This is a genomic window from Vibrio metschnikovii CIP 69.14 (genome assembly GCF_000176155.1).
Lineage (GTDB): Bacteria > Pseudomonadota > Gammaproteobacteria > Enterobacterales > Vibrionaceae > Vibrio > Vibrio metschnikovii.
In genome coordinates, this window is sequence record NZ_ACZO01000003.1 from 19,550 (window position 1) to 45,054 (window position 25,505).

A 25,505-nucleotide genomic window follows, 5' to 3' on the forward strand; every position below is an offset into this window, starting at 1 on the left:
CTGATAACCACGAATTGGGTGAGTGCTAGGGAAATGATATGAACGCCTCCCCAACCTACGGAGGCTGACGATGATTCGATTGACGAGGAAGGATACTCCCTGTCACGGCATCAAAGTGCCCAATATGGTTCAATTTAGTGAACAATCGACATTGGGAGTATCCAACATGAACAGTAACGTATTTGGTGTTGACATCGCAAAACAAGTTTTTCAAATTCACTGGGTCGATCAAGAAACCGGTGAAATTCACTCTGACAAAGTGAAGCGAAAAGATTTTGTTCAGTACTTTGCCAACCAACAACCATCAATGATAGGAATGGAAGCTTGTGGTGGTGCTCACCACTGGGGAAGACTGTTTAAAGAAATGGGTCATACCGTGAAGCTGTTGCCAGCAAAGAAAGTCAAACCTTTCGTTTATGGCAATAAAAATGATGTGGTAGATGCTCGTGCGATATGGACGGCCATGCAACAACCAGACATGAAGTTTATTGCAGTAAAAACTGAAGAGCAGCAAGCGATTCTTAGCATTCATCGCATGCGAGAACTGCTGGTTAAACATAGGACGGCGCAAATAAACTCGATACGCGGTTTGTTGACCGAATTTGGCCTAGTGATGCCAAAAGGCAAGCAAGCATTTAAGGAAAAGCTACCAGATTGTTTAGCAAAACTGGAAGAGGATACGCCAAGTGCCTTTATGTGTGCCTTACAGGTTCAAGTGGAACGATTAACTCAGTTGGACGAAGATATTAAACAACTGGAAAAACAAATCCAAAGCTGGTTTAAGCACGATGAAGATTGTCAGCGTATCGCCAAAGTACCAGGTATTGGACCACTCACTGCCACGGCACTTATCGCTTCCATGGGGGATGCGTCAGCGTTTAAATCCAGTCGAGAATTTGCAGCATGGGTAGGCATGGTTTCACGACAAACAGGAACGGGAGGTCGAGTGCACTTACACGGGATCAGCAAACGAGGCGATGTGTATTTACGTACTTTGCTTATCCATGGGGCGCGAGCAGTGATGACCCATAGTAAAGAAAAAAGTGAATGGCTCGTGTCTTTGCAAGCAAGACGACCGAAAAATGTCGTGACGGTTGCGTTAGCTAACAAGATAGCTCGAACCGTTTGGGCATTAGTGGCCAACCAAACCGAATATCAGCCTTGTTAAGCAAGACTGACTACTAATTTAAACTAACACAGGATGTTCGCAGAAAATTTGCCAAGGTGTATCAAAGAGTAATGACAAACAGGTAAGACCAAGCCTTATAAAACCTGAATACTGACCAGAGCATTAAGCTCGCTAGGGAAATGAGGAATAAGGCTGCGGAAATCATTAGGGTCGGCAGAATGTCTGCCAATGTAGACCGAATATAAAACTGCCACCTAACCATGTTTGAAAATAACTCAATGATGACCTAGCAAATGGGGAAGCGTTCATATAAATCAGTATGATGAACGAAAGTGAATCCATGTAAGGTGCGTTATGCGATGAAGCAGCGGAAGTGGTTAATACGCTGTGGCCAAAACGGCGATGGGAGTAGGAAAGAGATTGGACAGTGCTCTTTCGTGATCGACAGGCTCCTCGCACTATAGTGGGCATCTAACCTGATATTGCGCGACATGCGGAACACGGTAAGCCAGTATCGTTCCTTCGGGAAAGCTGTCTGTGAAGAGAGCCGATAGCGGTGCTGGTAAAGGAGGTTGGAAAAAGCGAACGCTGCATTGTAATGATGCAGATACAGACAGATGTCTGACACGAAAGTGTGCCCACTTCCAACTGGTCTCCCATTGCAAGATGATTTGGAAAACTTTATTTAAGAAGGAACGCAGATGATCTCTTCTCATGAAGTGAGTGCCCCTTCTGGCAGCGCCCAATGGCAATCCATCGACTGGAAAGCGGTTGAGCGCCATGTGTTAAGGCTCCAGATGCGCATTGCAAAAGCAATCCGAGAAGGTAAACACGGTAAGGCGAAAGCACTACAGTGGATACTGACTCACTCGAAAGCAGCAAAGCTTCTCGCTGTTCGTCGAGTCTCACAAAACAAAGGCAGTAAAACGCCAGGAATTGACGGCGACATCTGGAACACCGATGCACGTCGAATGGCGGCAGTCAGTTTACTGAGCAGAAAAGGCTATCGGGCCAAACCGCTCAGAAGGATCTATATCCCGAAGAAAAACGGCAAACTCAGACCATTAGGTATCCCGTGCATGATAGACCGTGCGCAACAAGCGTTACATCTTCTAGCACTAGAACCAATATCTGAAACAATTGCCGACCCTAACAGCTATGGGTTTAGACCCAATCGAAGCGCAGCCGATGCAATACAACAGTGCTTCAAATGTCTATGCAAAAAGGGAGCAGCACAATGGGTTCTTGAGGGGGATATCAAAGCTTGTTTTGACAAGATAGGTCACCAATGGCTACTTGATAATATCCCGACAGACAAAAGGATGCTCAAGCAATGGCTGGAATGTGGCTATATAGACAAAGGTCTCTTCTACAAAACGGCGGAGGGAACACCACAAGGCGGGATAATTTCACCCACCCTGATGTTGCTCACTCTTGTCGGACTAGAAAAGCTAACTAAGTCTATCGCTCGCAAGACAGGCAGCAGAGTAAACTTTATAGGTTATGCTGACGACTTTGTTATCACTGGGTCTTCAAAGGAAGTTCTTGTGAATGACATCAAGCTGCAACTGATGGCTTTCCTACAAGAAAGAGGTTTAACGCTTTCTGAAGAGAAAACGCACGTAACTCATATCAATGATGGTTTTGACTTTCTTGGCTTCAACGCCAGAAAGTACAAAGGGAAACTGCTCATTAAACCGAGCAAGTCCAACGTATTATCATTCTTACGAAACATGCGTGACCTCATTAGAAAACACGCAACAATCCCAGTAGCCGATCTCATCAAGATGATAAATCCAAAGCTACGAGGATGGGCGAATTACTATCGCCATTGTGTTGCTAAACAAACCTTCGGCTATGTTGGTCATCAGATGTTTCTAGCGTTATGGCGATGGTCAGTTAGGCGTCACCCAAACAAGGGGCGCAAGTGGGTCGCACATAAGTATTTTCTGAACTTGCAAGGTCAATGGACTTTCCATGGCTGGTTCAAAAAGGCAGGAAAGTATGGCGTGTTCAGGCTGTTTGACATCGCTAAGGTGCCAATTAAGCGACATGTTAAAATCATGAGTCAAGCGAATCCGTTTGATCCTTTTTGGGAAGGTTTTCTCAATGAACGTAAGGTGAAAAATACAGGTCGCAACTCATGGTTTGATCCTGTCGCCACTGCTTTGTGAGTTGCTGGGTAACAATAACGCCTTAGTGGAGGCTTGAGCCGTATGCAGTGAAAGTTGCACGTACGGTTCTTAGGAGGGCGGCATCTGGTAACAGGTGTCGCCTATCCGACATAGACGTGTTGGGGCGACTATCGCTAACTCACTTTTTCCCCAAAATGGCTTGTGGTAAGTTGTGGTAAATCATTTACCACAACTTACCACAAATTAAGGCTTTGATTGAAAGTTCACCAAAGGCGTGTCAGGCTATCTTTTATGGCGCGTTAGTGCCCCAGTCTAATCTAGCCTAGATTTACCCTAACATTTTTATGCGATAAACCTAAAACATACCTTAGATTTAGTATGAGCATGTATTTAATGCGAGTGAAAATTGAACAAAATGAAGATGGCGAACGCTACTTCTTAATACCTGATGAATTACAAAAAGACTTGTTTTGGAACGAAGGTGATCCAATAGAATGGGTTGATAATGGTGATGGAAGTTTTACTTTAAGGAAGCTCAGTCAGCTCGAAGTATTAAAACTCAAAGCATTTGAAGATCCAGACGTGAAAGCTGAGTATGACCGACTAAAGGATGATTCTAAGTTTGATATTTAGATAAGCTATTCTGGTTGTAGTCAAACGGACCAAACAAGCTTTCTAATTATGAAACAGCCTGTTGCATAAACCACGGCTACACTCGGCATCTTCTAGCTCGAAAATGCCCCTTTATCATCTAGAGTAAAGATTCTAACCCACTTTAGTCTGCAATATTTTTCGGCCCCCTAACTGCATAGCCATTCAATTTCCTCATCTAAACTTATTAAGGCCACTTCTAAAGTTAGACTGGAGGTCAATTATGTGGACGAAGAAAGGTCACTTAACTGGGCAGAAAAAGCCCTTCAAGCTCGAAGACATCTGGCGAATTCGCACTAGACTCGAAATCGAAGGAAACATCATGGAGCTAGCGTTGCTGAATCTCGCCATCGACTGCAAGTTACGCTCATGCGATTTACTTAGGATGAAAGTTAGAGATATATCTTCTGGCGGTGTCATTCAAGATCGTGTTCTTTACAGCCAAAGCAAAACTGGTCGAGAGGTACAGTTTGAGATCACTTCCCGCACAGCACAATCCTTGACTCAATGGCTAATACTCAGCCAATTATCTGCACCAGATTATCTTTTCCCAAGCCCTCGCAAACAAGGTAAGCCAATGAGTTATAGCTGCTATGCCACCATTATTCGCCGCTGGGCAACTGAACTTGGCTACGATCCTTATCTTTATGGTACGCACTCAATGCGCCGTACCAAGGCGACGTTAATCTATGCTCGCACCAAAAACATTCGGGCTGTTCAGCTGTGACTTGGTCACGTGAAGCTAGATAATACAATTCGATATTTGGGGGTCGAGATAGAGGATGCGCTGAACATCTCTGAAGGGATAGACTCATAACAAGGTTAGACACTAAATTCAAATTATGTCGATCTTGAGTTGAATCAATATTGTATCTTTATTTCAATGCTTTATGCTAACTATCAACTGAACAAGTGTCGCATTTACTCATATGCATGTGCCGTATTTATTCCTATGGCAACAGGGTTGAGTTATAATCTGAACACTTAGGAAATTAGGAGGTTCAAATGACAGCCGTTGACCGTATTTATCAAAAGATAAAGCGTTCAAGACGCTATGTGTTTGAGCGCAAAGACTTTGATGGCTTTGCTAGCTACGATCAAATTGGTCGTGCGCTAAAACAACTAGTCAAAAAAGGTGAGTTAATCAAGCTTGGCTATGGCTTGTATACCAAGGCAAGGATTAACAGCTTAACAGGCAGACCCATGCCTACTAACCCAGGGGGAAGCGATGCCCTGATGCGTGAGATATTAAAGATGAAAGGGGTCGATTTTGAGATGGACAACCTATCTCTGCAAAGCCTCTCAGGTGAAAGCACTCAAATACCATCATCCGTTCATTATTCATGGAATCCTAAGCAGTTTAATCGCAAGCTGGTAGTCGGCAATCGAGTACTGGGGACGTCTCAGAAAACGGAAAATAAAGCACGTTAAGCCCATTGCAGACTCTAGATATTGACGAGTACGTCGGGTTTTCTCTTGTTTGAGTTGCCTCTTGTGGTAAGATAGTAATCAATTACTATCTTACCAGGAGTGCTCGTGGACACCCATCCAAAGCATCTGCCGGCCGATGAACGTCGTGCCGTAACTGTCGAGTCCGTCGTGGCGCTTGCCGGTTCACAAAACCCAAGCGAGATAACCACTGCGGCTATCGCTAAACACATGAACTTGACCCAGGGTGCGCTGTTTCGGCACTTCCCGAACAAGGAAGCCATTTGGCAGGCGGTCATGGAGTGGGTAGCAGAGCGCCTATTAGCCAGAATCGATCGATCCGCACAAGGAATCGAGTCGCCCTTGGCAGCCATGGAGGCGATGTTCATGAGTCACATCGAATTCGTAGCTGAGCACCCAGGCGTGCCAAGAATGATGTTTGGTGAGCTTCAGCGTGCCGAATCGACACCGGCCAAGCGCATGGTGCAAACCTTGATTCAGCGCTACGGCGAACGTTTGCATCGTCTCATCGAGAAAGGCAAGGCCAGCGGCGAGTTGTCTCCCTCGCTTGACAACGAGGCGGCGGCAACGCTGTTCATTGGCACGATCCAGGGCTTGGTCATGCAATCGCTGTTGGCGGGTGATGTGGGACGTATGCACCGCGATGCGCCGCGCGTCTTTGCAATTTATCGGCGTGGCATAAGGAGTGCGCAATGAAAAAGTTACCCTTGCAAGGCCGCACCCTGGCACTGCTTGCCGTCATCATTCCTTTGCTGGTGCTTTTTATTTATGTCGGTCTGCGATCAGGGCCGCTCGCCCCGGTCGCTGTGACGGTGGCAAGCGTGGAATCACGGGCTATCACACCGGCGCTGTTCGGCATCGGCACGGTGGAGGCGCGCTACACCTACAAGATCGGACCGACGTTTGCCGGGCGCGTCAAACGCCTGGAGGTGCATGTAGGCGACCAGGTCAAGGCCGGACAGGTGCTCGGCGAGATGGAGCCGGTCGACCTTGATGCTCGGGTGCGCTCACAGGAGTCTGTATTCAAGCGGGCGGAAGCGGCTTTGCGCGAGGCAGAAGCCCGGCAAGCCTACGCGCAAACCCAGGCGCGCCGCTATGAGCAATTGTTTGCGGTGCGCTCGACCAGCGAGGAAATCGTCACCACCAAGCGGCAGGAACTGCAGATCGCCGATGCCGCCCTATCCGCCGCTCGGGAAGATATTGCCCGGGCACGCTCCGACCGCGAAGCACTCGTCGCGCAGCGGAGCAATCTGCGCCTGATCGCGCCGGTCGATGGTGTAGTCACCGTGCGCGATGCCGATCCCGGCACGACCATCGTCGCGGGCCAGGCCGTGGTGGAAGTGATCGACCCCAAGAGTTTGTGGATCAATGTGCGCTTCGACCAGATCAGCGCATCGGGGCTGGCTGGGGGGCTGCCGGCTCATATCGTCCTGCGTTCGCGTGGTGGCCAGACCTTGAAAGGTCGCGTGCTGCGGGTGGAACCCAAGGCCGACGCGGTAACCGAGGAAACGCTTGCCAAGGTGACATTCGATAACAAACCAGAACCTTTGCCACCAGTGGGTGAACTGGCCGAAGTCACGGTTGACTTGCCGGCGCTCCCGGCCGCTCCACTGATCCCCAACGCTGCCGTCCAGCGTGAAGGCGATAAAGTTGGTGTCTGGCAAATCGTGGATGGTGATCTGCATTTCTCCCCGGTCAAGCTCGGCACTTCCGACCTCAATGGTTACGTGCAGGTGCGCGAAGGGCTCAAGAATGGGGACCAGGTTGTGACCTATAGCGAAAAGGCACTGACGGCGCGCAGCCGCATCCATGTGGTCGAGCATATCCCGGGAGTTTCACGATGATCAGCCTGGCCGGCCGCGACATTCTCCATGCCTGGGGGAAATTCGTCTTCACCGGCATCGGTCTGGGTCTGCTGATCGGCGTCACCCTAGTCATGGCTGGGGTGTACCGAGGTATGGTGGACGACGGCAAGGCGTTGCTCGACAACAGTGGCGCTGACCTTTGGGTGGTGCAAAAGGATACTCTGGGTCCTTATGCGGAGTCGTCCAGCCTCAACGATGACGTGTATCGCGCCATTCTCGCCATGCCGGGAGTCTCACAGGCAGCGAACGCGACCTACCTGACCATGCAGGTACGCAAGGGCGAGAGTGATGTACGCACCATGGTGGTCGGCATCGCGCCCGGTGCGTTGGGGGCTACACCCGGATGGCCTCCTTATCTCGTCGCTGGACGCCAGATCACGCGCGGTCACTACGAGGCTGTGGCCGACATCGCCACCGGCTTCAAACTGGGAGATCGTCTTGCCATTCGCCGCAATCATTACACCGTCGTGGGGCTGACACGGCGCATGGTGTCGTCCAGCGGCGACCCGATGGTATTCATTCCGCTCAAAGATGCCCAGGAGGCCCAGTTCCTCAAGGACAACGATGCCATCTGGCAAAGCCGGCGTCGCACCGAAGCCAACCCGGTCTTCAATCGACCCGGTGATCCAGGTTTGCTGGATGCCGTGATTGCTTCACAGAGCAGCAACGCGTTCGTCAATGCCGTGCTGGTCACTCTGAAACCTGGTCATGCGCCGGACGAGGTTGCCGAATCCATCCAGCGCTGGAAGCGTTTGACGGTCTACACCCGGGCACAGATGGAAGACATCCTCGTCGGCAAGCTGATCGCCACCTCAGCCAAGCAGATCGGCATGTTCCTTGTGATTCTGGCCATCGTTAGCGCGGCCATCGTTGCCTTCATCATCTATTCGCTGACGATGGACAAAATCCGTGAGATCGCGGTGTTGAAGCTCATCGGCACACGCAACCGAACCATCGCCGCGATGATCATGCAGCAGGCGCTCGCCCTGGGCGTGATTGGCTTCGTGGTCGGCAAGATCACAGCCACCTTTTCAGCACCGGCTTTTCCAAAATATGTCCTGCTCACGCCAATGGATTCTGTCGCCGGTTTTTTTGCCGTGCTCGTGATCTGCGTTCTAGCTAGCCTCGTCGCCATTCGCATGGCACTCAAGGTCGATCCGGCCGAAGCCATTGGAGGTTGAGATGAGTGGCAAAGGGATACACATCGAAAGTTTAAGCAAGCGGTATGGCGATGGTGACACCGCTGTCTTTGCCTTGAGAGACGTGAATATGCATGTTGCGCCTGGTGAAGTGGTGGGACTGATCGGCCCTTCCGGGTCCGGCAAGAGCACGCTGCTCAAGTGTCTGGGTGCGGTGATCGAACCGACCGCCGGTCGCATGACGCTGGGCGATGAAGTGATCTACGCCGATGGCTGGAAAGTCCGCGACCTGCGCGCCTTACGGCGTGACAAGATCGGTTTCGTTTTCCAGGCGCCGTACCTGATTCCGTTTCTCGATGTCACCGACAACGTGGCGCTGCTGCCGATGCTTGCAGGCGTCGCGAATGGAGAGTCGCGCGCGAAGGCACTGGAATTGCTCACAGCGCTTGATGTGCAACACCGAGCTCGCGCAATGCCCTCGCAACTCTCCGGTGGCGAGCAGCAACGGGTCGCCATCGCGCGCGGACTGGTCAATCGTCCGCCGGTGATCCTGGCCGATGAACCCACTGCGCCGCTGGATTCCGAGCGCGCCATGGCTGTAATCCGCATCCTCAACGACATGGCCCGGAAGTTCGAGACCGCCATCATCGTCGTCACCCATGACGAAAAGATCATCCCCACATTCAAGCGCATCTACCACATCCGCGACGGCGTGACCCATGAGGAAGCTGGCGAAGGGCGGGAGTTCGAATGAGAGAACGATTGAATTACAGGAGAATTTCATGACCCACCGCAAACACAGCCACGCATTTGGAACTATCACCCTGACCGTTACGGCCTGCCTGCTTTATGGGGTTTTCAGTTGCCAGCTTGGGCTGGTGACGCTACCCAGGTTGAGCCACTGGCGCTACGCAAGATCATGCAGGAACTCGGGCGCAACATGCAGGCTATTACCGGTGCGATTTCGCAGGAGGAATGGGTTCAGGTCGTTCAGCTCGCCCCAAAAGTTGCTGCACACCCCGAGCCACCGCTTACTGAAAAAATGCGCATCCTTGCTTACCTCGGCGCTGATGCGACCAAGTTCAGAAACTTTGACGCGCAGACTCACGAGGCGGCGCTGGCCATGAAGCTGGCTGCTGCGAGCAGCGACGGCAAGGCGGTGATCCAATCATTCGCCCACGTGCAGGAAAGCTGCTTGGGCTGCCACCAAGCTTTCCGTAAACCTTTCGTGGAGCATTCATCTAATTAAAGCGCCTAAAGAGTGTATTGATTACGTGATTCTGCACGAGCTTTGTCATATCGCTGAGCACAACCACAGTGAGAAATTCTGGCGCTTATTAACAAGCGTGATGCCTAATTGGAAAGCAGTAAAAGCCCGTTTAGATGGAATGGCGGAGCTGTATTTGAATGAGTAAGGATTGTTGAATGACATGCCCAACTTGTGAAAAGCATATTGGCTGGGATTGGCTCGAAGATGAGTGCATCGAGCCAAACGAAGCCTTTGACTGCCCACACTGTGATGAAACCTTGCGCTATGAAGTGGATGAAGGTACTTACCTTGGTGCTCAGCATGTAACGATTGAAGTTGTGGATGATTAGGTAAATTATTTATATCCGAGTGCCTATTCATTTAAGGTGAATAAGTATTTTCATTGTTCCATGAAGGTTTCGATGCATCGAATCTTTACTCTAACCAATAAATGTCCAGAGACGTGTTGGGGCGACTATCGCTAACTCACTTTTTCTCCAAAATGGCTTGTGGTAAGTTGTGGTAAATAATTTACCACAACTTACCACAAATTAAGGCGTTGATTGAAAATTCACCAAAGACGTGTCAGGCCATCTTTTATGGCGCGTTAATTCTCCGGTCCAATTTAGATCAGATTAGTCGTTTGATGTGGTCATATACAATTTCCTTATTTTATGACGTTGACGTTAAAGAAAAAAATTGAGTTCTTTTATGTTCGAGAATCGTATCGTCCGAGCGATCTTTCAGTCCTACACCGGTGAGTTTGAGCTGGCGCGACTTAGCCAGTAGATAAAAACATTTCATTGCGGCTGCTTCATAAGACAACCCTTGCGGACGCACATTGGAAATACAGTTACGCAGTGAATCTTCGGTGCCACGCTGTGGGTGCCAAGTAAGATACAGCCCCAAGCTATCGGGGGAGCTTAACCCCGGGCGTTCGCCCACCAGTACCAACACCTCGCGTGCGTTGATCGCTTCACCCACATCATCACCAACCGCCACGCGGCCCTGATGCACAATACAGAGAGGTGCGATGCACCATTCATGTCGTTGGTCGGCATGGATCTGCGTGAATAAGGCGTCAATAAACGGCGCCGCGTGATGACTGATGGCGTAAGAGGACAAACCATCGGCAATGACAATCACCAAGTCGTATGGATTTGGCGTGTTATCGCTGTGCTGCTTCAAACGTGCATTTGAGGTGTCATCAAGCTTGCGCCCTAAATCTGGCCGTTGCAGATACATGAGGCGATCATTGGCTTGGCTATGCAGCGAAAACGCAGGCAGATAGGGCACAATGGCCGGTTTTTTCGCTAAGGAATTAACCAGCTCCTTTTCGTTGAGCGGCACATGTACCGCATCCATTGCTTGAGCGTGTGAGAGCTGAAAACGCAATAGCTCCTCAGTTGGAATGCTGGTACCCACACGGCCAAGTCCGATGCGCGCCTGCGTAAACTGGCGCAACTTGTGCCATGGATCTTCATGGATCAACAAGGATGTCGGTGTCTTGTTCATACGGCCTCCTGAATCAGTCGCAGCGGTTGGTTAAAATGTGGCGACAAATGGTCGGCGAGTTGCTTATGTTCATCCTGATGGAAGATTTCCATTTTCTTCAGCCAGGCTTCAAATTCTGGAGCAGGACGGCATCCCAACACTTGGCGGGCATAGAGCGCGTCATGAAACGAGGTCGTCTGGTAGTTGAGCATGATGTCATCCGAGCCCGGAATGCCCATGATAAACGAGCATTCGGCGACACCGAGTAGCGTCAGCAGATTGTCCATGTCGTTTTGATCGGCGTAAGCGTGGTTGGTGTAGCAGATGTCACACCCCATCGGCAGGCCAAGCAGCTTGCCGCAGAAGTGATCTTCTAGTCCGGCACGGGTTATCTGTTTGCCGTCAAACAGGTATTCCGGGCCGATGAAGCCAACCACGGTATTAACCAGTAACGGTTTGAACTTGCGTGCCATTGCGTATGCTCGCACTTCGCAGGTTTGTTGGTCGATGTTATGATGGCCGTTGGCTGATAGTGCGCTGCCTTGGCCCGTTTCGAAATACATCACGTTGTTGCCGACCGTACCGCGATTGAGGCTCAAGGCGGCATCATAGGCCTCGGCAATCACATTCAGGTTGATACCAAATCCTTGATTGGTCGCTTCGGTGCCGCCGATTGATTGAAACACCAAATCGACGGGCGCGCCTTTCTCAATGGCTTCGATAGTGTTCGTCACATGCGTCAGCACGCACGATTGAGTCGGGATGTCATAATACTGAATCACTTCATCCATCAGCTTCATCAGCTTCATCAGCTTAATTGCCTGACTCACACTGTCGGTGGCCGGGTTGATGCCAATCACGGCATCACCGTTGCCGTACATCAGGCCATCAAAAATCGAGGCCGCGATGCCGCTCATATCATCGGTTGGGTGATTGGGTTGCAAACGGGTGGATAAGCGACCGGGCAATCCTATCGTATTGCGAAATGTGCTGGTCACCTGACACTTTTTCGCCACCAGAATCAGATCCTGGTTGCGCATGATTTTGCTGACTGCCGCGGCCATTTCGGGCGTGATGCCAGCGCAAACTCGCGTCAACTCAATATGGGTGGTGGTTTCTTGCAGCAGCCAGTTACGAAAATCGCCGACCGTGAGATGCGCGATCTCCAAGAATGCGCAGGCATCATGCTCATCGATGATCAAACGGGTAATTTCGTCGTCCTCGTACGGAATCAAGGTTTCGTTGAGGAAGGTTTTAAGGGGCAGATCTGCCAGCACCATTTGCGCGATCACACGCTCTTGCGCTGATGTTGCGGCCACCCCCGCCAATTGGTCGCCGGAGCGCAGCGGTGATGCCTTCGCCATCACTTCTTTCAAAGAAGAAAACTGATAGGTCTGACTGCCTAGTTGATATCGATAGCGTGAACTCATTGTGCCTCTCTACATCTGTACCGTTATGCTGTGTAGGTCTGCTCAGGGGTGTGCAGCCTGAACATTGCAATTGGTCTTGGAATATCACTGAAAGAATGACTGCGAAAATTGTGCCGCGAACATGACGGAAATAGGCAAGTCTAAATAAATCAATAAAAACAGTTAGATAGGGGTCTTGGCGCTTAATGCTGGAGCAAGAGGGTGAAAATGAATTTGGTTCAATTGCTTCATAAAGGGAATCCATGTGCACCAATGAGGTGCAAACAATACAGTTTTGATGTCAATCAACAGGCACAAAGCCTGAGTGCTTGGGATCAAGAGTATAATCAACACAGTACAGGACAGCTCCATGGCTATCTGGACGACATAAAGTTGCCAGGTTTGCATTTATTTGAGGAGTACACCTACTATGCCACAAACCATTTAAGCACGGGCGTGTTCATGATTTTTCCCTGTTAAGAGGTCAGCTTATGTGTCCAGCCATCGGGGTCACTTCTTTTATTAACGGAGTTATTCTTTAAATTTTCTACATGACTATCGGATTTTTTTTCAAGTTGGGTACTGTTTATTCGTTCTCCGAATATACTAGCCAAGAAACCATTTAACATTTTGTTGTTCTCCAAAAAAAACGAAGGTGAAACATGACAGATAAACCTCAAAAATCCACTGTTATCTCTTTCTCCACTAAGCCGCAACTAAAGGGTGCATTGAGTAAGCTTAGTAATTCTGAGTTCAAAAAAATTGAGAAAATCATAACCTCAACTCTTGAAAGTGAAAAAGCAAAACGTGCAGAAAGAAGACAGCAGGAAGAAGAAAAGAAACTGCTTATCGCCCAAAAAATGGAAGAGTTAAAAAATAGTGGGATACAGATCACAGATGTGAAACAGTATCTGTCAAGTTAACCTTTCTCAATCGTTAGTTTATCTGTATTGAAAAAAAATGACCCCACGGAGATAAAATGAAGGCCATTGATTATGCTAATTTGATAATTAGTAAAAAAACAGTGAATGAAAATGACATCTTATTATCTAAGCAAACTATTTATAATGTTCATACTTATATCAATTTTTTTAATGAAATTTATAGCGGTTGTTTACCTCATGAGTTTAAGTCTCTTTCTGAATTGAGAGGCTTACACCATGAATTAAAGAGTGCTCACCCTGTCTTTTATTCGACGTTTGTCGAAAAGAAACTAAGCTATGACTCATTAACAAAAAAGTTAAATTTTATGAGAAGCATCATAGGAAATGAACACATCAAATATGGGACGCTCCCAGACTTAACCCTTCCAGAAAAAGCCGATCTCCAACAGTTTACTGCGCTTATTGAGCGCTGCACTCTTATTTTTCTCTCAATAGAAATCAGCAATAGAGAGGAATATAAAAAACTGACAGGGAATGAAATTGTCAACGTAGGCATTAAAGAAGATTTTATCAATCTTGTTGCCAGCGTTACGACTCAAGCAATGATTGATGTTGAAGAAATTAACAGAGATTTGGTCCCGTACAAAAAAGAGTATGAACAACCTTATGATTCTTACAAGCTCATCATGCTGACTATGGTTTCTGGAAGCCTATTCAAAGTTATGAAAGAAAACTATGCACCTGAGTATTGAAATTAGAGACGAGATAAGCTTGAAAAAGTGTTTACTCATTTTAAGAAAAACCATACTTGAAGTCTCGTCAACAAAGCTTTAGACAACGCATGTTTTTGAGTTAGCAATTTCGCCGTAAACCCTCGCCCGATTCTAGGGCGGGGATATAAGGCGTAAAGTTCGAAGAACTTTAATCTGGTGTCGATTGGCTATCAACATAAGCTCGGAGTGTGTCAATGGTGGCTCCGCCCTGAGGGATCCCCTCATAATTTCCCCAAAGCGCAACCGTACTTGAATAGATTTTGAGCAAGTATGGTTGCAGCTACGAGCAAGTCTTTCCTCGTTATTGCGTAGCCAGAATGCCGCAGAACTTCCATACCTAAGCGCACTGTTGAGAGTACATTTCGATTACTGACAGTGTTCGCTTGAAAGTGTTTATCCCAACCTTGTTTCTGTGCATGTACGCCAACAAGCCAAAATGTCAGTTGAAGCATTAGGGCGATTAGTAGCATGATATCAAAGCGCTCTGGGTTGCTAGTTCGGCTATGGCGGAGTCCTAGAGCACCGATCAGTTTAAAAAACACACAGTGACTTTAGCCCCAAAACATGATCAAATACACAGTATTATTAACTTATCAACTGATTGATTATGTCTAATTCTAGAAACTGGGAACCACCAACTGCTCTTTCCAAAAAAGAGCAGTTTATTGTATAGAGAAAACCCCCAGCTAGGCTGGGGGTTCTGTAAAGCTTACAGCTATAAGTCAGTTATATAACCCCTTTCAATTTGATAAAAATGTCTTGTGGTCTGGCAACTGCAAGAGTTAATTAAGAATTGAAAGGGGGTCCCAATGGGGGACGAAAAGAGCTTAGCGCATACGCGATGGAACTGTAAATATCATGTGGTTTTTGCACCTAAGTATCGAAGGCAGGTGTTCTATGGTGAGAAACGAAGGGCAGTAGGCGAGATACTTAGAAAGCTATGTGAATGGAAAAACGTGAATATTATTGAAGCGGAATGCTGCGCAGATCATATTCATATGCTTTTAGAGATACCACCTAAGATGAGTGTTTCATCCTTTATGGGGTATTTGAAAGGAAAAAGTAGCCTGATGCTCTATGAGCGATTTGGTGATTTGAAGTTTAAGTACAGGAATCGGGAATTTTGGTGTCGAGGGTATTATGTCGATACGGTAGGAAAAAATACCGGCAAAATACAAAGTTACATAAAGCACCAACTAGAGCAGGATAAAATGGGAGAGCAATTGTCGATCCCGTATTCAGGTAGCCCGTTTACGGGCCGCAGGAAATAGTCATATGCAAATGTCAGATCACTATGCGCCTGCTAGGGCGCAGCCAGTAGGAGAGCCTTATAGGCGCATATGAAAAACCACCGGCTATGCCGGTGGATACTTTTTTTTGCAAAAAGTTAAAACAGACCGGAAAACTGTTTGTGTTCTTACGCACCAATCGTCATCTCATCATTAATGAAGAGATTAATCATAAGCTTATGTCGATGTATGCTGACCACCCAAGAGTAAAGCCTGCTGTTCCGGCCGCTCTTTTAGCGATGGCAACGATTCTTCAAGCATACGAGCAAAAATCGGATGCCGGAGCGACATTAGAAGCGATGTTTGACCAACGTTGGCAAATGGTACTGGACTGTCTAGGGAGCGAGGAATCGCCATTTTCACAAGGCACCTTATGTGATTTTCGTCATCGTTTAATTGCACACGATATGGATGTAGTTTTACTTGAACATACCGTAAATGTCGCTCGTGAAGTTGGAGGTTTTAGTCATGTTCAGCTCAGAGTGGCCCTAGACTCAGCGCCACTACAGGGCGCTGGTCGAGTTGAAGATACGTTCAATTTAGTGGGACATGCTCTTGAATTAGTCGTCAACTGTGCTGCACAAATAAAGATGATCTCAGAAGAAGAACTCATCGAAGAATGTGGTCTAAAACTGGTAGGAAAAAGCAGTGTCAAAGCGGCGTTAGACATTGATTGGTCAGATAAAAACGAGAAGCATCAAGCCGTTGAAACCTTGCAAAATGATGTTGAAGCTCTGAAGCAGTGGTTAGAAAAACAACCCTCCGCCTTTATTAAGCATAAAGGGCTGGAAGAGAGCCTCGCTTTACTTGCAAAAGTTTTGGAACAGAATATAGACCCTGACCCGGACGGAAATGGGCCTAAAGTAAAAGAGGGTTCGGTGCCGGATAGGCAAATCTCTATCTCAGACTCAACAATGCGCCATGGACGAAAATCAAGCTCAAGGACGATTAGCGGGTTTAAGCAACATATTGCTGTCGACTTAGACAACAAGCTGATATTAGCGACCTGTGTCCGTCCTGCCAATGAACCGGAGCACAAGGCGTCGGAGTACTTAAAACCCAAAGTCAATGCTTACGGTGAAGTTAAACAAATTCAAATAGATAGGGGTTATTTAGCTGCTCACTGGACAACGGAGCTGTACGAAGCAGGAAAAGAGGTTGTTGCAAAACCATGGACACCGCCATCCAAGAGCGCACTGAGTAAAAACGCATTCCAAATTGACTTGGTTGAAGGCAGTGTCATGTGCCCAGCAGGGAAAGTTGCCATGATAAAGTCTGGAAAAGTAACGCAAGCCCGTTTTAAATCAACGGAATGCAACGCTTGTCCGAAAAAAGCAGATTGTACGACATCAGAGAAAGGTCGAAAAATTAAAATACACGAGCAGGAAGCGATGCTGCAAAAACTTCAGAAGTACGTAAGTACGTCTCAAGGTCGGGCTGATGCTAGAGAGCGGGTCAAAGTAGAGCACTCTCTAGCATCAATCTGCAACCGCAAAGGTCCTAGAGCAAGGTACCGAGGCTTGCGGCTAAATGAATATGATTTAAACAGAACGGCAGCTATTACCAACCTGCATATAGCGATGAGTTTGGCTGCTTAAAATTTAAACTATATGGTGCTCTAGACCGTATGCTGGGCTTTTCAAATCTCGGAAGGTTTCTTCTATCTGCATACGCTTTGAGTAGATCCTAACGAGTTGCTTGGGTGTTCGGATTTCAACGGGCAAGTTAGTCGCTAAAACCCATGGTTCTTTTGTCGAAGCGGAGTAGATTTTAGGTGACGGATGATGACAATTAGTCCGTGTCGAGCGCTGATTTTTTCGGCCTTTAGGACGTGATTTATACAGTGCAATTTGACATGAAATTGGGTTGCTCTTAGTCAACCTCTTATAGCCTAAAGTCTTTGAGCGACTTGAGGATATGCTATGTAAGTTGCTGATAGGTTGCCAGTTTTCCGCACCTAAATCTGCATATTGCACTTGCCCTCTGACTCGACTTAACCAGTACCAACCCAGCTTCTCAACGGATTTATACCATGGAACTTTAAAGCCAGCATCACTGACAATGAGCGGTGTGGTGTTACTCGGTAGAATGCTTGCAAGGTCGGCTAGAAATTGGTCATGAGCTTTCTTTGAACATTGCTCTGAAAGCGGGAACGCTTTTTCATAAAGAGTAACAGAACGACCGTGTAGTGCGACTGAAGCTCGCAATACCATAAGCCGTTTTTGCTCACGAATATCAGACCAATCAACAAGTACAATGGGCATCGTATTGCCCGAACAGATAAAGCTAGCATGCCAACGGTATACAGCGAGTCGCTCTTTGTGGAGGTGACGATTACCTAACAATCGGTCGATCCGTTTGATGTTATGTTTTTTTCTCGCTTTGGTCGGCAGGTTACGGCCAAGTTCGGTAAGAGTGAGAGTTTTACAGTCAAGTAATGCGTGGCAAGCCAACGTTAAGCTGTTGAGTCGTTTTAAGTGTAATTCTGGGCAGAATTGGTAAAGAGAGTCGTGTAAAATATCGAGTTCGCACATCTTGTTGGTAACCGTTCACCAGTCCCCCCATTGACAGCCTCTAAAGTGTGACCAACAGCACTTGCACCCCTTTTTTTCTCTTGAGTGATCATTTTCATCCTTCATCATCAGAGCATGAAAAAGAAAAAAATCCAAATTTGCAGACGCGCCACCCGTCGCTTCTGATATCCATCAAGCTAACGCACTCATCGAAGAGTTGTGGGCACAGCTTCGTGAGTTTGAAGATAAACTCAAGACCAGTGGATCCAACTCGTCAAAGCCACCTTCATTCGACGGACCGAAAGAGCGAGCTGAACGAAAAAAGCTCAAAGCTCTGGTGGTCGCCATCCGAGAGGAGCTAAACCGGGTCACACAGGGCATCAACGACAACTCTCAGCACTGAAAGAAACCGACACCGTGGTTGAGTGCTGGCCTGATACCTGTTGCCCTTGCTGTGGTGAATCGAAAATGGTTTATCACAAGAAACCCTTTTATCGTCACCAAGTCCATGAAATACCGGTCCTCTGCGTAGATATTACGGAATACCAACTTTACTCAGGGCAATGCCAACATCGCAGAGAAGTGAGTAGAGCTCGATGACTAGAAGGCGCGCCGCAAGGCATCATGGATCCAAATCTGCTCAGCTATACTGCGGTCCTGGCTGGGCATTATCACCTGAGTGTCCTTAAAATACAGTCTCTGCTCAAAGAACAGTTAGGCACCACATTCTCCATCGGAGCCATCAGTGAGGCACATGGCTTCAATGCTGACGCGGCTGCATCAGGCTTCAAAAAGCGTTCGACAACTGGCTTGAAAAGGGCCGGTCGATCGTGGTTAAAAGGTATAAAGGTCGCTGCGAAAAGCTGGAGCAGCATCGGCAAAGCCTGTGGCCGTTCCTGAAGCATGAATCCATCCTGCTTACCAACAATGAAGCTGAGCGGCGCATCCGTGGTAGCGTTATTCAACGCAAAATTAGCTTTGGTATTACCTCAGATGCTGGCGACAAGTTCAGAGGCCGAATGGACACGTTGGTAGAAACCTACAAGAAACGTGGGCTATCCAGCTTGTCTGTGCTAACAGAGATCGTACAGGCGGTAACCGCATGTCAGCAATACCCAAACGTTCTTGGTCTGTAGATAAAAGTCAATTATCTACCGGTGAACGATAACGTTTAAATAACCTGCATATTTCGGAACTTTCTGATCGCAATCAACGAAATACGTGTCATGCCTCTGGCGCATAAGCTTAAAATCTTGTCGTCCATAGATTGAAATCGTGTTTGGTGTTTTCAGACTAGTTTGGGCTCGAAGGAGGCATCGCAGTCACGCGGAACATCCAATTGGATCTCACCATCATCGGTCATCAACCGTTTTGATGAATAACCTTTCCGACTGTTGTCAGTACGAGCGGGGGCGTGCTTTTCATAACCAAAACTCATCGAGTTCAGCATTGAGATCGGTTTCAACGGTCACCTTGGTGAGCATTTTTCTGAAGTCATCAAGATCGGAAGGAGTCTTGATTGATTTAGCAGCTTCGCGAGCGAAGGCTTCTAGAGCTTTCTTATCCATATTGCTTATCCTTAGCCATGACTGGCTTAATTACAAGCAGATACACAATTTAAATTACAGGCTTGAACATGCCCACAAAACGAACGTAAGAGGCAATTTAAGCACTTATAGTTAACAACTCATGGGATGGCAGGGGAGGATTATCTAACTCGCGCTCTGTGCTCACTGGTGGCTTTCCTCGCTATGATTCAAGTTAACTTTCTTGAATCATACCCTGATTTGAAATCAAGATGGGGTACACATTTACGCCTATGACTTCCAAAAAATCTCTAGCGTCCATGGGTTGGAGCATTAAATCCGGTGCTAGCGACTGCAAAACTTCCAAGTCAACAAGTGAGTCGATTTGAGACACAATCACTCCAGCACCAAGTTTGCGGAAAATATCAAGGTTACATATCACGAACCGTTATCCCTTCTTCGGTTTTTGTTATCGCAAAAGGCAGTGACCTCAATTTCAATTCCGTCCACAGCGAAAGTTACGCTACTGTTTCCCGTTTGCGTATCGACAACTTGCGTTCTTTCAACTTGCAGCGGTGCGATGTGAATCGTATTCGCTGCTAACGGATTTGTGGCGATTGAAAAAAAAGGCGATGGAAAATGCTGAGCGTCTGTATTTCATTTTAACTTCCTTTTACTTTAATTCTCATCGTCTCACCGCTAGGCGAAACCACAATAACAGAATCCGAAGTGATCTCTGTTACTCGATATTGACCTATGTTTCTACCTTCAACAATTTGTATGGCCCCTGACACGCCGTCACTAAACAAAGCGACTCTTTGTCTCCCTAATTTCTGGATGTGGGTTAACTCCAAAAAACCAATTCTGCTGCTGGCTGAGTTTTGAGTGGTAGCGTCGTTATTTGACTTTTCACTTTCCGATTTTTTTTCTTGAGCGTTGGACATGGATTCCTGAATGGCAAAATCTTCCAGCTTTGCTTTTATCGATTCAGTTTCTTTTTCTTGTTGCTCTTTGATCACTCTCATTTGATCGCTTAGCTTTTTTAGATCTTCAATTTATCCGTTTTGAGTTTCGATAACAGTTTCTAGTTCAGCTCTTATCGAGTCCAGTTGGCTTTCTCGATTTTTTGAACTTTGGTAAAAGAGTTGTACCTCTTCTTCTAGTTGCGCTCTTAACTGTTCGATTATTTCTTTCATGAGTTGGTTGCTCTGTTTGAGTTCACTGACTGCTTCTGGCAGCATTAATAGGCCACTCAACTGATCGTTTATTTTTGCTATTTCTATATTGGCTCTTAACAAAGCAGAGTCTTCGCCCGTTTCAAATGTCACGTAGTTATTTATCTGCTCACTTTTCAAGAGAAGCGTAGCGACAACGCCGATACCGACAGCGGTAGCGGATGTTAATGCAATTAACGCTATTTTTTTACAGGCGCTGATTTTAGTTTTTTTTCTTGGCCGTTGTCACCGTTTTCTAAATCTGCTATTTCTTTTTCTTCATTTTTCTCATCGTTGCGATTTCCATCATCCAAACTTTCATCTTGAGTTTTTTCATCATCAGTTTGGATTTCTTCTCCACTGTTTGCGTTTTTCTTTTCATCGCTAGTGATTAAGTTTTCTTTTTCACTCAACTCAGATTCAACAACGAAGCTTGGTTCGTCATTAGTCGCATCATGCAAGCTTGTTTTTTTTCTAGACATTAAGATTGTACCCTTGCGTTAATTTTCACTGTTCTTGTTTTCTCATCGACATGAGCAACAAACTCTGCACCAATGATCGTTTCGATAACTTGCATGGTTGTTGCTGCTGCAAACTCTCGATTGGTGAAAGGCAAATTTAACGTATATAGATTTAAAACTTTTTGCTCGGTTCTTTTCAGATCGTCAAGTTGATAACCTGAAAGCGACAAACTGTAATTCAGAGCTTGGCCAATATTTTTTATCGATGAAGGAATGTCGAAAGTCCTCACTTCTAGCAACGGAAATCTCTGCTCAAGATTTGTATCCACTTTGATTTTTGTATAACCACTTTTTTAAAGATAAAGATTTTCACTGACATCATTTGTCGTCACTGTGGACGAAAATGCTGACGTGGAAATCAACGCTAATGAATAAACGAATAATTTCATTGTTTTCTCCTTTTTTTACAATAACGATCAAACATCAAAAAAATGCGATTTTTGACACCACATTTAAGGCAAAAGCAAAACAGAGAAAAGACAAAAAACGAGAAAGCTACATACCATCGGATCGCCGATGTTATATAGCTTATCTTTATATATATATATAGTGAAAATTGGGCACAAAAAAGCGGGCTCAAAAAAGTGAATCCAAGTAAAAACTCTATCAAAACAGGGTAGATATCCCATCAAAACAGGGTAGATCTCATTAAAATAGGGTAGATACCCCGCCAGCTAGGGTAATCATTTCATTAAAATAGGGTAGTTCTCATCAAAACAGGGTAGATACCCCACCAGCTAGGGTAATTATTCCATTAAAACAGGGTAGCCCTCATTAAAATAGGGTAGATACCCTATCAGATAGGGTAAACATTCTATTAAAACAGGGTAGTTCTCATTAAAGCAGGGTAGATACCCCACCAGATAGGGTAATTATTCCATTAAAACAGGGTAGTCCTCATCAGGACAGGGGTAAACAATTTAGCTAAATAGGGTAGATTTTTTTGACCTATTTAACTCGGCTTTATGCAAAAAAAAAGCGATTTGGCTTTCTAACCAGATCGCTTTTTTGCATCTAAAAGCAGATGAATTTTAGGTTTTAGCCGTAAAGTTCATTGAGCTTTTCTTTAATTGCAGGTTCCAGTTTGTTGAAGTTTCTCGTCTTAATGTTCGGAGCGCAAGCCGCCCGTTTTTCTAGCAGAAGAACATCTTTTGTTAGCTGGATTTGCTCATTGAGTTCGAACGTTTTTGCTACTCGATGAGTGTTGTGATCCAAATCTTCACGAGTTATTGCCGATGGTTTCCAGCGGTTGATCATCTGTAAAATAACGCGATATGCTTTGCGAAGATCCTGCCTTTTTTCTGTGACTACTTGAGATGGAAGAATCGCATACTTATCGCTCAGGTAAAGATAATAGAGCGATTCATCAAGGTCTTTTAACGCCCATAGCAAATCAAATGTTAGTCGATTTTGGAAACTTATCGCGTGAGTTTCTACATGAATTTTGTCTGAAATTTCTAGCGACGCATTGAAATGATTTAACTTTGTTTCGATTGATGCCTTGAGCTCTTGGAGCTCTTCTTTGTAGAGCGCCGATAGGTTGTTAATGGCATTTTCTATATTAAAAATTAACTGGTCAGCGAACGGATCATCATCTCGAACCGCATTTAAAATGACTTTAATTTTACTGTCAAACCAGTCTGCACCACTGATGAAATTGTTTTTTTTTACCTCGTTTTCCGTCCTGCTGAACAAAAGTGCGGGAGCGTCTTTCGTTAAAAAGGTCACGTTAAGATGTGGAATTTGCGTACCCACCAAAACTTTCGTGCGTATTTCGGTGATTGCGATCGCTCGTTTCGGTTTATTCCGATCACTTGATCCTGCCGTTTTTCTCTCTTCCTATTTTTACTCTAAGTGATCGGATTGCGCCAGTTTTCTCATTGACTCACCGCCCAGTTCTATTCGGTGACTATTGTGTACCAGCCTATCCATGAGAGCGTCTGCGACGGTGGCGTTGCCGATCATGTTGTACCACTCCTTTACGGGTAGTTGACTGATGACGATTGTGCTGCTGTTTTGGTTACGGTCTTCAAGCACTTCTAACAAGTGACCAGCATGCTCTTGCGTCAGTTTTTCCATCCCCCAGTCATCGAGGATCAGTAGAGCTTTCTTAGCCAACGATTGAAGTTGCTTTTGATAGCTACCATCTAGACGACCTGCGGTCAGGTCATCGAGCAAGCGAGTTAATCGGTAGTATCTGACGGTTTGCTGTTGGTCGCAGGCGCTGGTTGCCAGAGCGCAACCAAGATACGTTTTACCCGCGCCTGTTGGGCCAGTGATCAAGATGTTCTGGTGCTTGTGCAGATAACTCCCCGTCAGAAGTTCGCTCATCTGTTTTCGGTTGAGGTTTCGCCCTTCCTTGTAGATGAGTTGGCTCGGCTGAGCATCCACTCTCAGCTTGGCTTGTTGTTTTAAGCGTTGGATTTTGCTCTGATTGCGATTCAAGATTTCACTTTCAAGAAGTAGGCTTAACCTCTCCTCGAAGTCTAGCTCTGCGTAGGTGGTCAGTTGCTCTTGTTGCTGCTCTAACGCTTTCGCCGCATGACTTAAGCGTAGGGTTTTGAGTTGGTCGTTCAGTGCGTTCATATCTTTTCTCCTAGTGATAACAGTTCGGGCCACGAACATTGCTGTGAACAAGGTTCGGTGTGCTTGAGGTGTCTTTATTCAGTTGCCCCTCACGATTGTTTTTCAGCAGATTATTGATGAAGGTGTAGTTCGGTTTTGTCAGCATCAGCGCATCTTTACAGGCCTGCTCTAAGCGCGACTCGCCATAAGTTTTACTCAGATTGAGCAGCCCAAGACAGGAACGATAGGCCTGCTCTGGATGAGGTTTGGCGTTCAGCATCTTATTAACGACTTCTCGTGTGGCTGGGCCGATATTGGCTCCCCAGTTGAGCAAGCGTCCAGGCGACCACTTTTGATGTTGATGGTTACTCGGCATGTGCTCTGGTTGAGTGCTGTTTCCACGTTCTCTTTGGCTGCGTGGATGTTGAGCGGGTAGATCTGCACCAGACGGTTGGAGGCTTCCAGCTCGACATGGTGGCCAACCAGTTGATGGGGAACCGAGTAGTAGTGACGGCGATATTCGATGTGATAATCAGGCCCAACTTTGGCTCGCTTGGTTTCGGTATAGAGATATCGCTGCTTAGGAAGTGGCTTTAACGCGGGTTTATCGAGTTTGTCGAACAGTGCTTTTCGGCTCGCACCATACTGCTTCATCTCACGTTCGTTTAAGTCATTCATAAGCTCACGGATGGCGAGGTTCAGCTCTTTGAAGGTATGGAAGGTTTGATGGCGAAGTCGCATCATGATCCAACGTTCCACTAGGAGCACGGCATTCTCTGCCTTGGCTTTGTCTTTCGGTTTGTAGGGGCGAGCTGGCATTACGGCAGTTTGATAGTGATTCGCCAGTTTCTGATAGCTGTCGTTCAGTCTCGGCTCATAACGATTCGCTTTGGTGACCGCGCTACGTAGATTATCAGGGACCAAGAGATGGGGTACGCCACCGAAGTGCTCGAAGGCATTGGCATGCGCCTCTAACCAGTAAGACTTTCCTTGGCTGGGGAAGGCTTCCACATAAGTGTAGTTGGACGCGCCTAAGCTTGCTACGAACACTTCTGCTTCGCGCACTTCGCCTGTGTCAGGATTGACTACCTGAAGCCGAGGCCCACAGTAATCGATAAACAGCTTATCACCTGCCACATGGAGCTGACGCATACTGCGCTTTTGGGTTTTGAACCAACGAGTGAAGTGTTCACAGAACTGAGTGTAAGCGTAGGCTTGCTCTTGATATTGCTCATGATATTCCTGCCAGAGCAGCATCTTCGTCATGCCTTTGCGTCTGAGTTCGACAGCGTATTGCGTAAAGTCTGGCATCACCTTATCGCGACAGGCTTTCTTGCCGTGATACAACACCTGAGTGAGATCAGCATCGCTGCAACCTTCGGGTAGAGGCCAGCCAAGTTGGCTTTGTTTAAAGCGAGTGAGGAGTTCCGAGATGGTGGAAGGGCCGAGTTTCAGGCAAGAAGCGATGCTGCGATTTGAGAGACCGCAGTCGTACTTCAGGCGTAATACCTCTTTAATTTTGTTCATTGGAGTTCTCTTTTTAGCCATGGTCGCTTCCTTACGTTCTTGTTTAAGAAGTAAAGAATAGCGAGTGATTGATTTAAAAGAGAAAAAGGAAGGATTTCGGGCATTCCGATCGCGGTTTTCGCTATTCCGATCACCGATTTCGGAGTTAGGCTAAAAGTGATCGGATAATCGCG

General features: G+C 46.7%; 23 protein-coding genes and 7 pseudogenes. 17 read left to right on the forward strand and 13 right to left on the reverse strand.

Features of this window, described 5'->3' with window-relative positions; translation table 11 throughout:
• The first annotated feature begins 166 nt into the window (after positions 1–166).
• From VIB_RS00680 to VIB_RS17740, 12 genes and pseudogenes are all read left to right on the forward strand, one after another.
• Positions 167–1,168, forward strand: coding sequence for an IS110 family RNA-guided transposase (locus VIB_RS00680; protein WP_040903647.1), 1,002 nt, complete (start codon positions 167–169; stop codon positions 1,166–1,168).
• 662 nt (positions 1,169–1,830) lie between these two features.
• A complete protein-coding gene (gene ltrA / locus VIB_RS00685) occupies positions 1,831–3,303 on the forward strand; it encodes a group II intron reverse transcriptase/maturase (protein WP_004393986.1) in 1,473 nt (490 codons plus the stop codon).
• 339 nt (positions 3,304–3,642) lie between these two features.
• On the forward strand, positions 3,643–3,897 hold the full coding sequence (locus tag VIB_RS00690) for a hypothetical protein (protein ID WP_244262416.1): 255 nt from the start codon (positions 3,643–3,645) through the stop codon (positions 3,895–3,897).
• A gap of 241 nt (positions 3,898–4,138) precedes the next feature.
• A pseudogene (locus tag VIB_RS00695) lies at positions 4,139–4,732 on the forward strand (tyrosine-type recombinase/integrase).
• A 188-nt stretch (positions 4,733–4,920) separates the two neighbouring features.
• Positions 4,921–5,346 (forward strand): DUF6088 family protein, encoded by a 426-nt coding sequence (locus VIB_RS00700; protein WP_040903653.1) that lies wholly within the window; start codon positions 4,921–4,923, stop codon positions 5,344–5,346.
• A gap of 105 nt (positions 5,347–5,451) precedes the next feature.
• On the forward strand, positions 5,452–6,060 hold the full coding sequence (locus VIB_RS00705; protein ID WP_004393990.1) for a TetR/AcrR family transcriptional regulator: 609 nt from the start codon (positions 5,452–5,454) through the stop codon (positions 6,058–6,060).
• Positions 6,057–7,208, forward strand: a complete 1,152-nt coding sequence (locus VIB_RS00710; RefSeq protein ID WP_004393991.1) for an efflux RND transporter periplasmic adaptor subunit — start codon at positions 6,057–6,059, stop codon at positions 7,206–7,208. The genes VIB_RS00705 and VIB_RS00710 overlap by 4 nt, the downstream gene beginning before the upstream one ends.
• Complete coding sequence (locus VIB_RS00715) at positions 7,205–8,410, forward strand: ABC transporter permease (protein WP_004393995.1); 1,206 nt, start codon at positions 7,205–7,207, stop codon at positions 8,408–8,410. Before VIB_RS00710 ends, VIB_RS00715 begins: the two co-directional genes overlap by 4 nt.
• Before the next feature lies 1 nt (position 8,411).
• A complete protein-coding gene (locus tag VIB_RS00720) occupies positions 8,412–9,122 on the forward strand; it encodes an ABC transporter ATP-binding protein (RefSeq protein ID WP_004393997.1) in 711 nt (236 codons plus the stop codon).
• A gap of 108 nt (positions 9,123–9,230) precedes the next feature.
• Positions 9,231–9,617, forward strand: coding sequence for a cytochrome c (locus VIB_RS00725; protein ID WP_050782698.1), 387 nt, complete (start codon positions 9,231–9,233; stop codon positions 9,615–9,617).
• Positions 9,598–9,783, forward strand: a pseudogene (locus tag VIB_RS17155) (M48 metallopeptidase family protein); the annotation flags it as partial. The gene VIB_RS00725 and the pseudogene VIB_RS17155, both read left to right, overlap by 20 nt.
• Positions 9,784–9,793: 10 nt before the next feature.
• Complete coding sequence (locus VIB_RS17740) at positions 9,794–9,967, forward strand: hypothetical protein (RefSeq protein WP_004394002.1); 174 nt, start codon at positions 9,794–9,796, stop codon at positions 9,965–9,967.
• Between the two features lie 322 nt (positions 9,968–10,289).
• Here VIB_RS17740 and eutC read toward each other — a convergent pair whose 3' ends face one another.
• Together eutC and VIB_RS00735 are read right to left on the reverse strand one after the other, a co-directional pair.
• A complete protein-coding gene (eutC, locus tag VIB_RS00730) occupies positions 10,290–11,132 on the reverse strand; it encodes an ethanolamine ammonia-lyase subunit EutC (protein ID WP_004394004.1) in 843 nt (280 codons plus the stop codon).
• On the reverse strand, positions 11,129–12,541 hold the full coding sequence (locus VIB_RS00735; protein WP_004394006.1) for an ethanolamine ammonia-lyase subunit EutB: 1,413 nt from the start codon (positions 12,539–12,541) through the stop codon (positions 11,129–11,131). The genes eutC and VIB_RS00735 overlap by 4 nt, the downstream gene beginning before the upstream one ends.
• Before the next feature lie 641 nt (positions 12,542–13,182).
• Between VIB_RS00735 and VIB_RS00745 the strand changes: the two genes are divergently transcribed.
• Both VIB_RS00745 and VIB_RS00750 read left to right on the forward strand, forming a co-directional pair.
• Positions 13,183–13,443, forward strand: coding sequence for an H-NS family histone-like protein (locus VIB_RS00745; protein WP_040903659.1), 261 nt, complete (start codon positions 13,183–13,185; stop codon positions 13,441–13,443).
• Positions 13,444–13,499: 56 nt separating this feature from the next.
• Complete coding sequence (locus VIB_RS00750; protein WP_004394008.1) at positions 13,500–14,156, forward strand: hypothetical protein; 657 nt, start codon at positions 13,500–13,502, stop codon at positions 14,154–14,156.
• A gap of 242 nt (positions 14,157–14,398) precedes the next feature.
• Here the strand turns inward: VIB_RS00750 and VIB_RS00755 are convergent.
• A pseudogene (locus VIB_RS00755) lies at positions 14,399–14,695 on the reverse strand (IS4 family transposase); the annotation flags it as partial.
• 291 nt (positions 14,696–14,986) lie between these two features.
• On the opposite strand from VIB_RS00755, the gene tnpA reads away from it, so the two are divergent.
• Together tnpA and VIB_RS00765 are read left to right on the forward strand one after the other, a co-directional pair.
• Positions 14,987–15,448 carry an IS200/IS605 family transposase gene (tnpA, locus tag VIB_RS00760; RefSeq protein WP_033007073.1) on the forward strand — a complete coding sequence of 154 codons (462 nt, stop codon included), beginning with the start codon at positions 14,987–14,989 and terminating at the stop codon, positions 15,446–15,448.
• Positions 15,449–15,534: 86 nt separating this feature from the next.
• A complete protein-coding gene (locus tag VIB_RS00765; RefSeq protein ID WP_004394018.1) occupies positions 15,535–17,064 on the forward strand; it encodes an IS1182 family transposase in 1,530 nt (509 codons plus the stop codon).
• 21 nt (positions 17,065–17,085) lie between these two features.
• On the opposite strand, the pseudogene VIB_RS00770 reads toward VIB_RS00765, so the two are convergent.
• Positions 17,086–18,000: pseudogene (locus VIB_RS00770) on the reverse strand (IS4 family transposase); the annotation flags it as partial.
• A gap of 166 nt (positions 18,001–18,166) precedes the next feature.
• On the opposite strand from VIB_RS00770, the pseudogene VIB_RS17160 reads away from it, so the two are divergent.
• Positions 18,167–19,115: pseudogene (locus tag VIB_RS17160) on the forward strand (DUF6444 domain-containing protein).
• Positions 19,116–19,174: 59 nt separating this feature from the next.
• On the opposite strand, the pseudogene VIB_RS18265 reads toward VIB_RS17160, so the two are convergent.
• From VIB_RS18265 to istA, 9 genes and pseudogenes are all read right to left on the reverse strand, one after another.
• A pseudogene (locus tag VIB_RS18265) lies at positions 19,175–19,547 on the reverse strand (transposase); the annotation flags it as partial.
• A gap of 193 nt (positions 19,548–19,740) precedes the next feature.
• A complete protein-coding gene (locus VIB_RS18300) occupies positions 19,741–19,947 on the reverse strand; it encodes a DUF2859 domain-containing protein (RefSeq protein WP_040903668.1) in 207 nt (68 codons plus the stop codon).
• Positions 19,948–20,167: 220 nt separating this feature from the next.
• Positions 20,168–20,530 (reverse strand): hypothetical protein, encoded by a 363-nt coding sequence (locus tag VIB_RS00790; protein WP_040903671.1) that lies wholly within the window; start codon positions 20,528–20,530, stop codon positions 20,168–20,170.
• Positions 20,531–20,560: 30 nt separating this feature from the next.
• A complete protein-coding gene (locus VIB_RS00795) occupies positions 20,561–20,833 on the reverse strand; it encodes a hypothetical protein (protein WP_040903674.1) in 273 nt (90 codons plus the stop codon).
• An 86-nt stretch (positions 20,834–20,919) separates the two neighbouring features.
• Positions 20,920–21,201, reverse strand: coding sequence for a hypothetical protein (locus VIB_RS00800; RefSeq protein WP_004394024.1), 282 nt, complete (start codon positions 21,199–21,201; stop codon positions 20,920–20,922).
• A complete protein-coding gene (locus VIB_RS00805) occupies positions 21,201–21,509 on the reverse strand; it encodes a hypothetical protein (RefSeq protein ID WP_040903677.1) in 309 nt (102 codons plus the stop codon). The genes VIB_RS00800 and VIB_RS00805 overlap by 1 nt, the downstream gene beginning before the upstream one ends.
• Positions 21,510–22,278: 769 nt before the next feature.
• Positions 22,279–22,995: an AcaB family transcriptional regulator gene (locus tag VIB_RS00810; RefSeq protein WP_004394029.1), complete on the reverse strand. Its 717-nt coding sequence runs from the start codon at positions 22,993–22,995 to the stop codon at positions 22,279–22,281.
• A 90-nt stretch (positions 22,996–23,085) separates the two neighbouring features.
• Positions 23,086–23,826, reverse strand: coding sequence for an IS21-like element ISVch3 family helper ATPase IstB (istB, locus tag VIB_RS00815; protein ID WP_004394030.1), 741 nt, complete (start codon positions 23,824–23,826; stop codon positions 23,086–23,088).
• Between the two features lie 10 nt (positions 23,827–23,836).
• Positions 23,837–25,353, reverse strand: a pseudogene (istA, locus tag VIB_RS00820) (IS21 family transposase).
• Positions 25,354–25,505 lie beyond the last annotated feature (152 nt).

Excerpts from the sequence above, each read along its gene's own strand:
- ltrA (WP_004393986.1), top strand. The coding sequence starts at position 1,831 with ATGATCTCTTCTCATGAAGTGAGTGCCCCTTCTGGCAGCGCCCAATGG.
- istB (WP_004394030.1), bottom strand. The coding sequence starts at position 23,826 with ATGAACGCACTGAACGACCAACTCAAAACCCTACGCTTAAGTCATGCG.
- VIB_RS00790 (WP_040903671.1), bottom strand. The coding sequence starts at position 20,530 with ATGAGAGTGATCAAAGAGCAACAAGAAAAAGAAACTGAATCGATAAAA.
- eutC (WP_004394004.1), bottom strand. The coding sequence starts at position 11,132 with ATGAACAAGACACCGACATCCTTGTTGATCCATGAAGATCCATGGCAC.
- VIB_RS00765 (WP_004394018.1), top strand. The coding sequence starts at position 15,535 with ATGCCGGTGGATACTTTTTTTTGCAAAAAGTTAAAACAGACCGGAAAA.
- VIB_RS00715 (WP_004393995.1), top strand. The coding sequence starts at position 7,205 with ATGATCAGCCTGGCCGGCCGCGACATTCTCCATGCCTGGGGGAAATTC.
- VIB_RS00700 (WP_040903653.1), top strand. The coding sequence starts at position 4,921 with ATGACAGCCGTTGACCGTATTTATCAAAAGATAAAGCGTTCAAGACGC.
- VIB_RS00800 (WP_004394024.1), bottom strand. The coding sequence starts at position 21,201 with ATGTCTAGAAAAAAAACAAGCTTGCATGATGCGACTAATGACGAACCA.
- VIB_RS00680 (WP_040903647.1), top strand. The coding sequence starts at position 167 with ATGAACAGTAACGTATTTGGTGTTGACATCGCAAAACAAGTTTTTCAA.
- VIB_RS00690 (WP_244262416.1), top strand. The coding sequence starts at position 3,643 with ATGAGCATGTATTTAATGCGAGTGAAAATTGAACAAAATGAAGATGGC.
- VIB_RS17740 (WP_004394002.1), top strand. The coding sequence starts at position 9,794 with ATGACATGCCCAACTTGTGAAAAGCATATTGGCTGGGATTGGCTCGAA.
- VIB_RS00710 (WP_004393991.1), top strand. The coding sequence starts at position 6,057 with ATGAAAAAGTTACCCTTGCAAGGCCGCACCCTGGCACTGCTTGCCGTC.
- VIB_RS00720 (WP_004393997.1), top strand. The coding sequence starts at position 8,412 with ATGAGTGGCAAAGGGATACACATCGAAAGTTTAAGCAAGCGGTATGGC.
- VIB_RS00745 (WP_040903659.1), top strand. The coding sequence starts at position 13,183 with ATGACAGATAAACCTCAAAAATCCACTGTTATCTCTTTCTCCACTAAG.
- VIB_RS00750 (WP_004394008.1), top strand. The coding sequence starts at position 13,500 with ATGAAGGCCATTGATTATGCTAATTTGATAATTAGTAAAAAAACAGTG.
- VIB_RS00735 (WP_004394006.1), bottom strand. The coding sequence starts at position 12,541 with ATGAGTTCACGCTATCGATATCAACTAGGCAGTCAGACCTATCAGTTT.
- tnpA (WP_033007073.1), top strand. The coding sequence starts at position 14,987 with ATGGGGGACGAAAAGAGCTTAGCGCATACGCGATGGAACTGTAAATAT.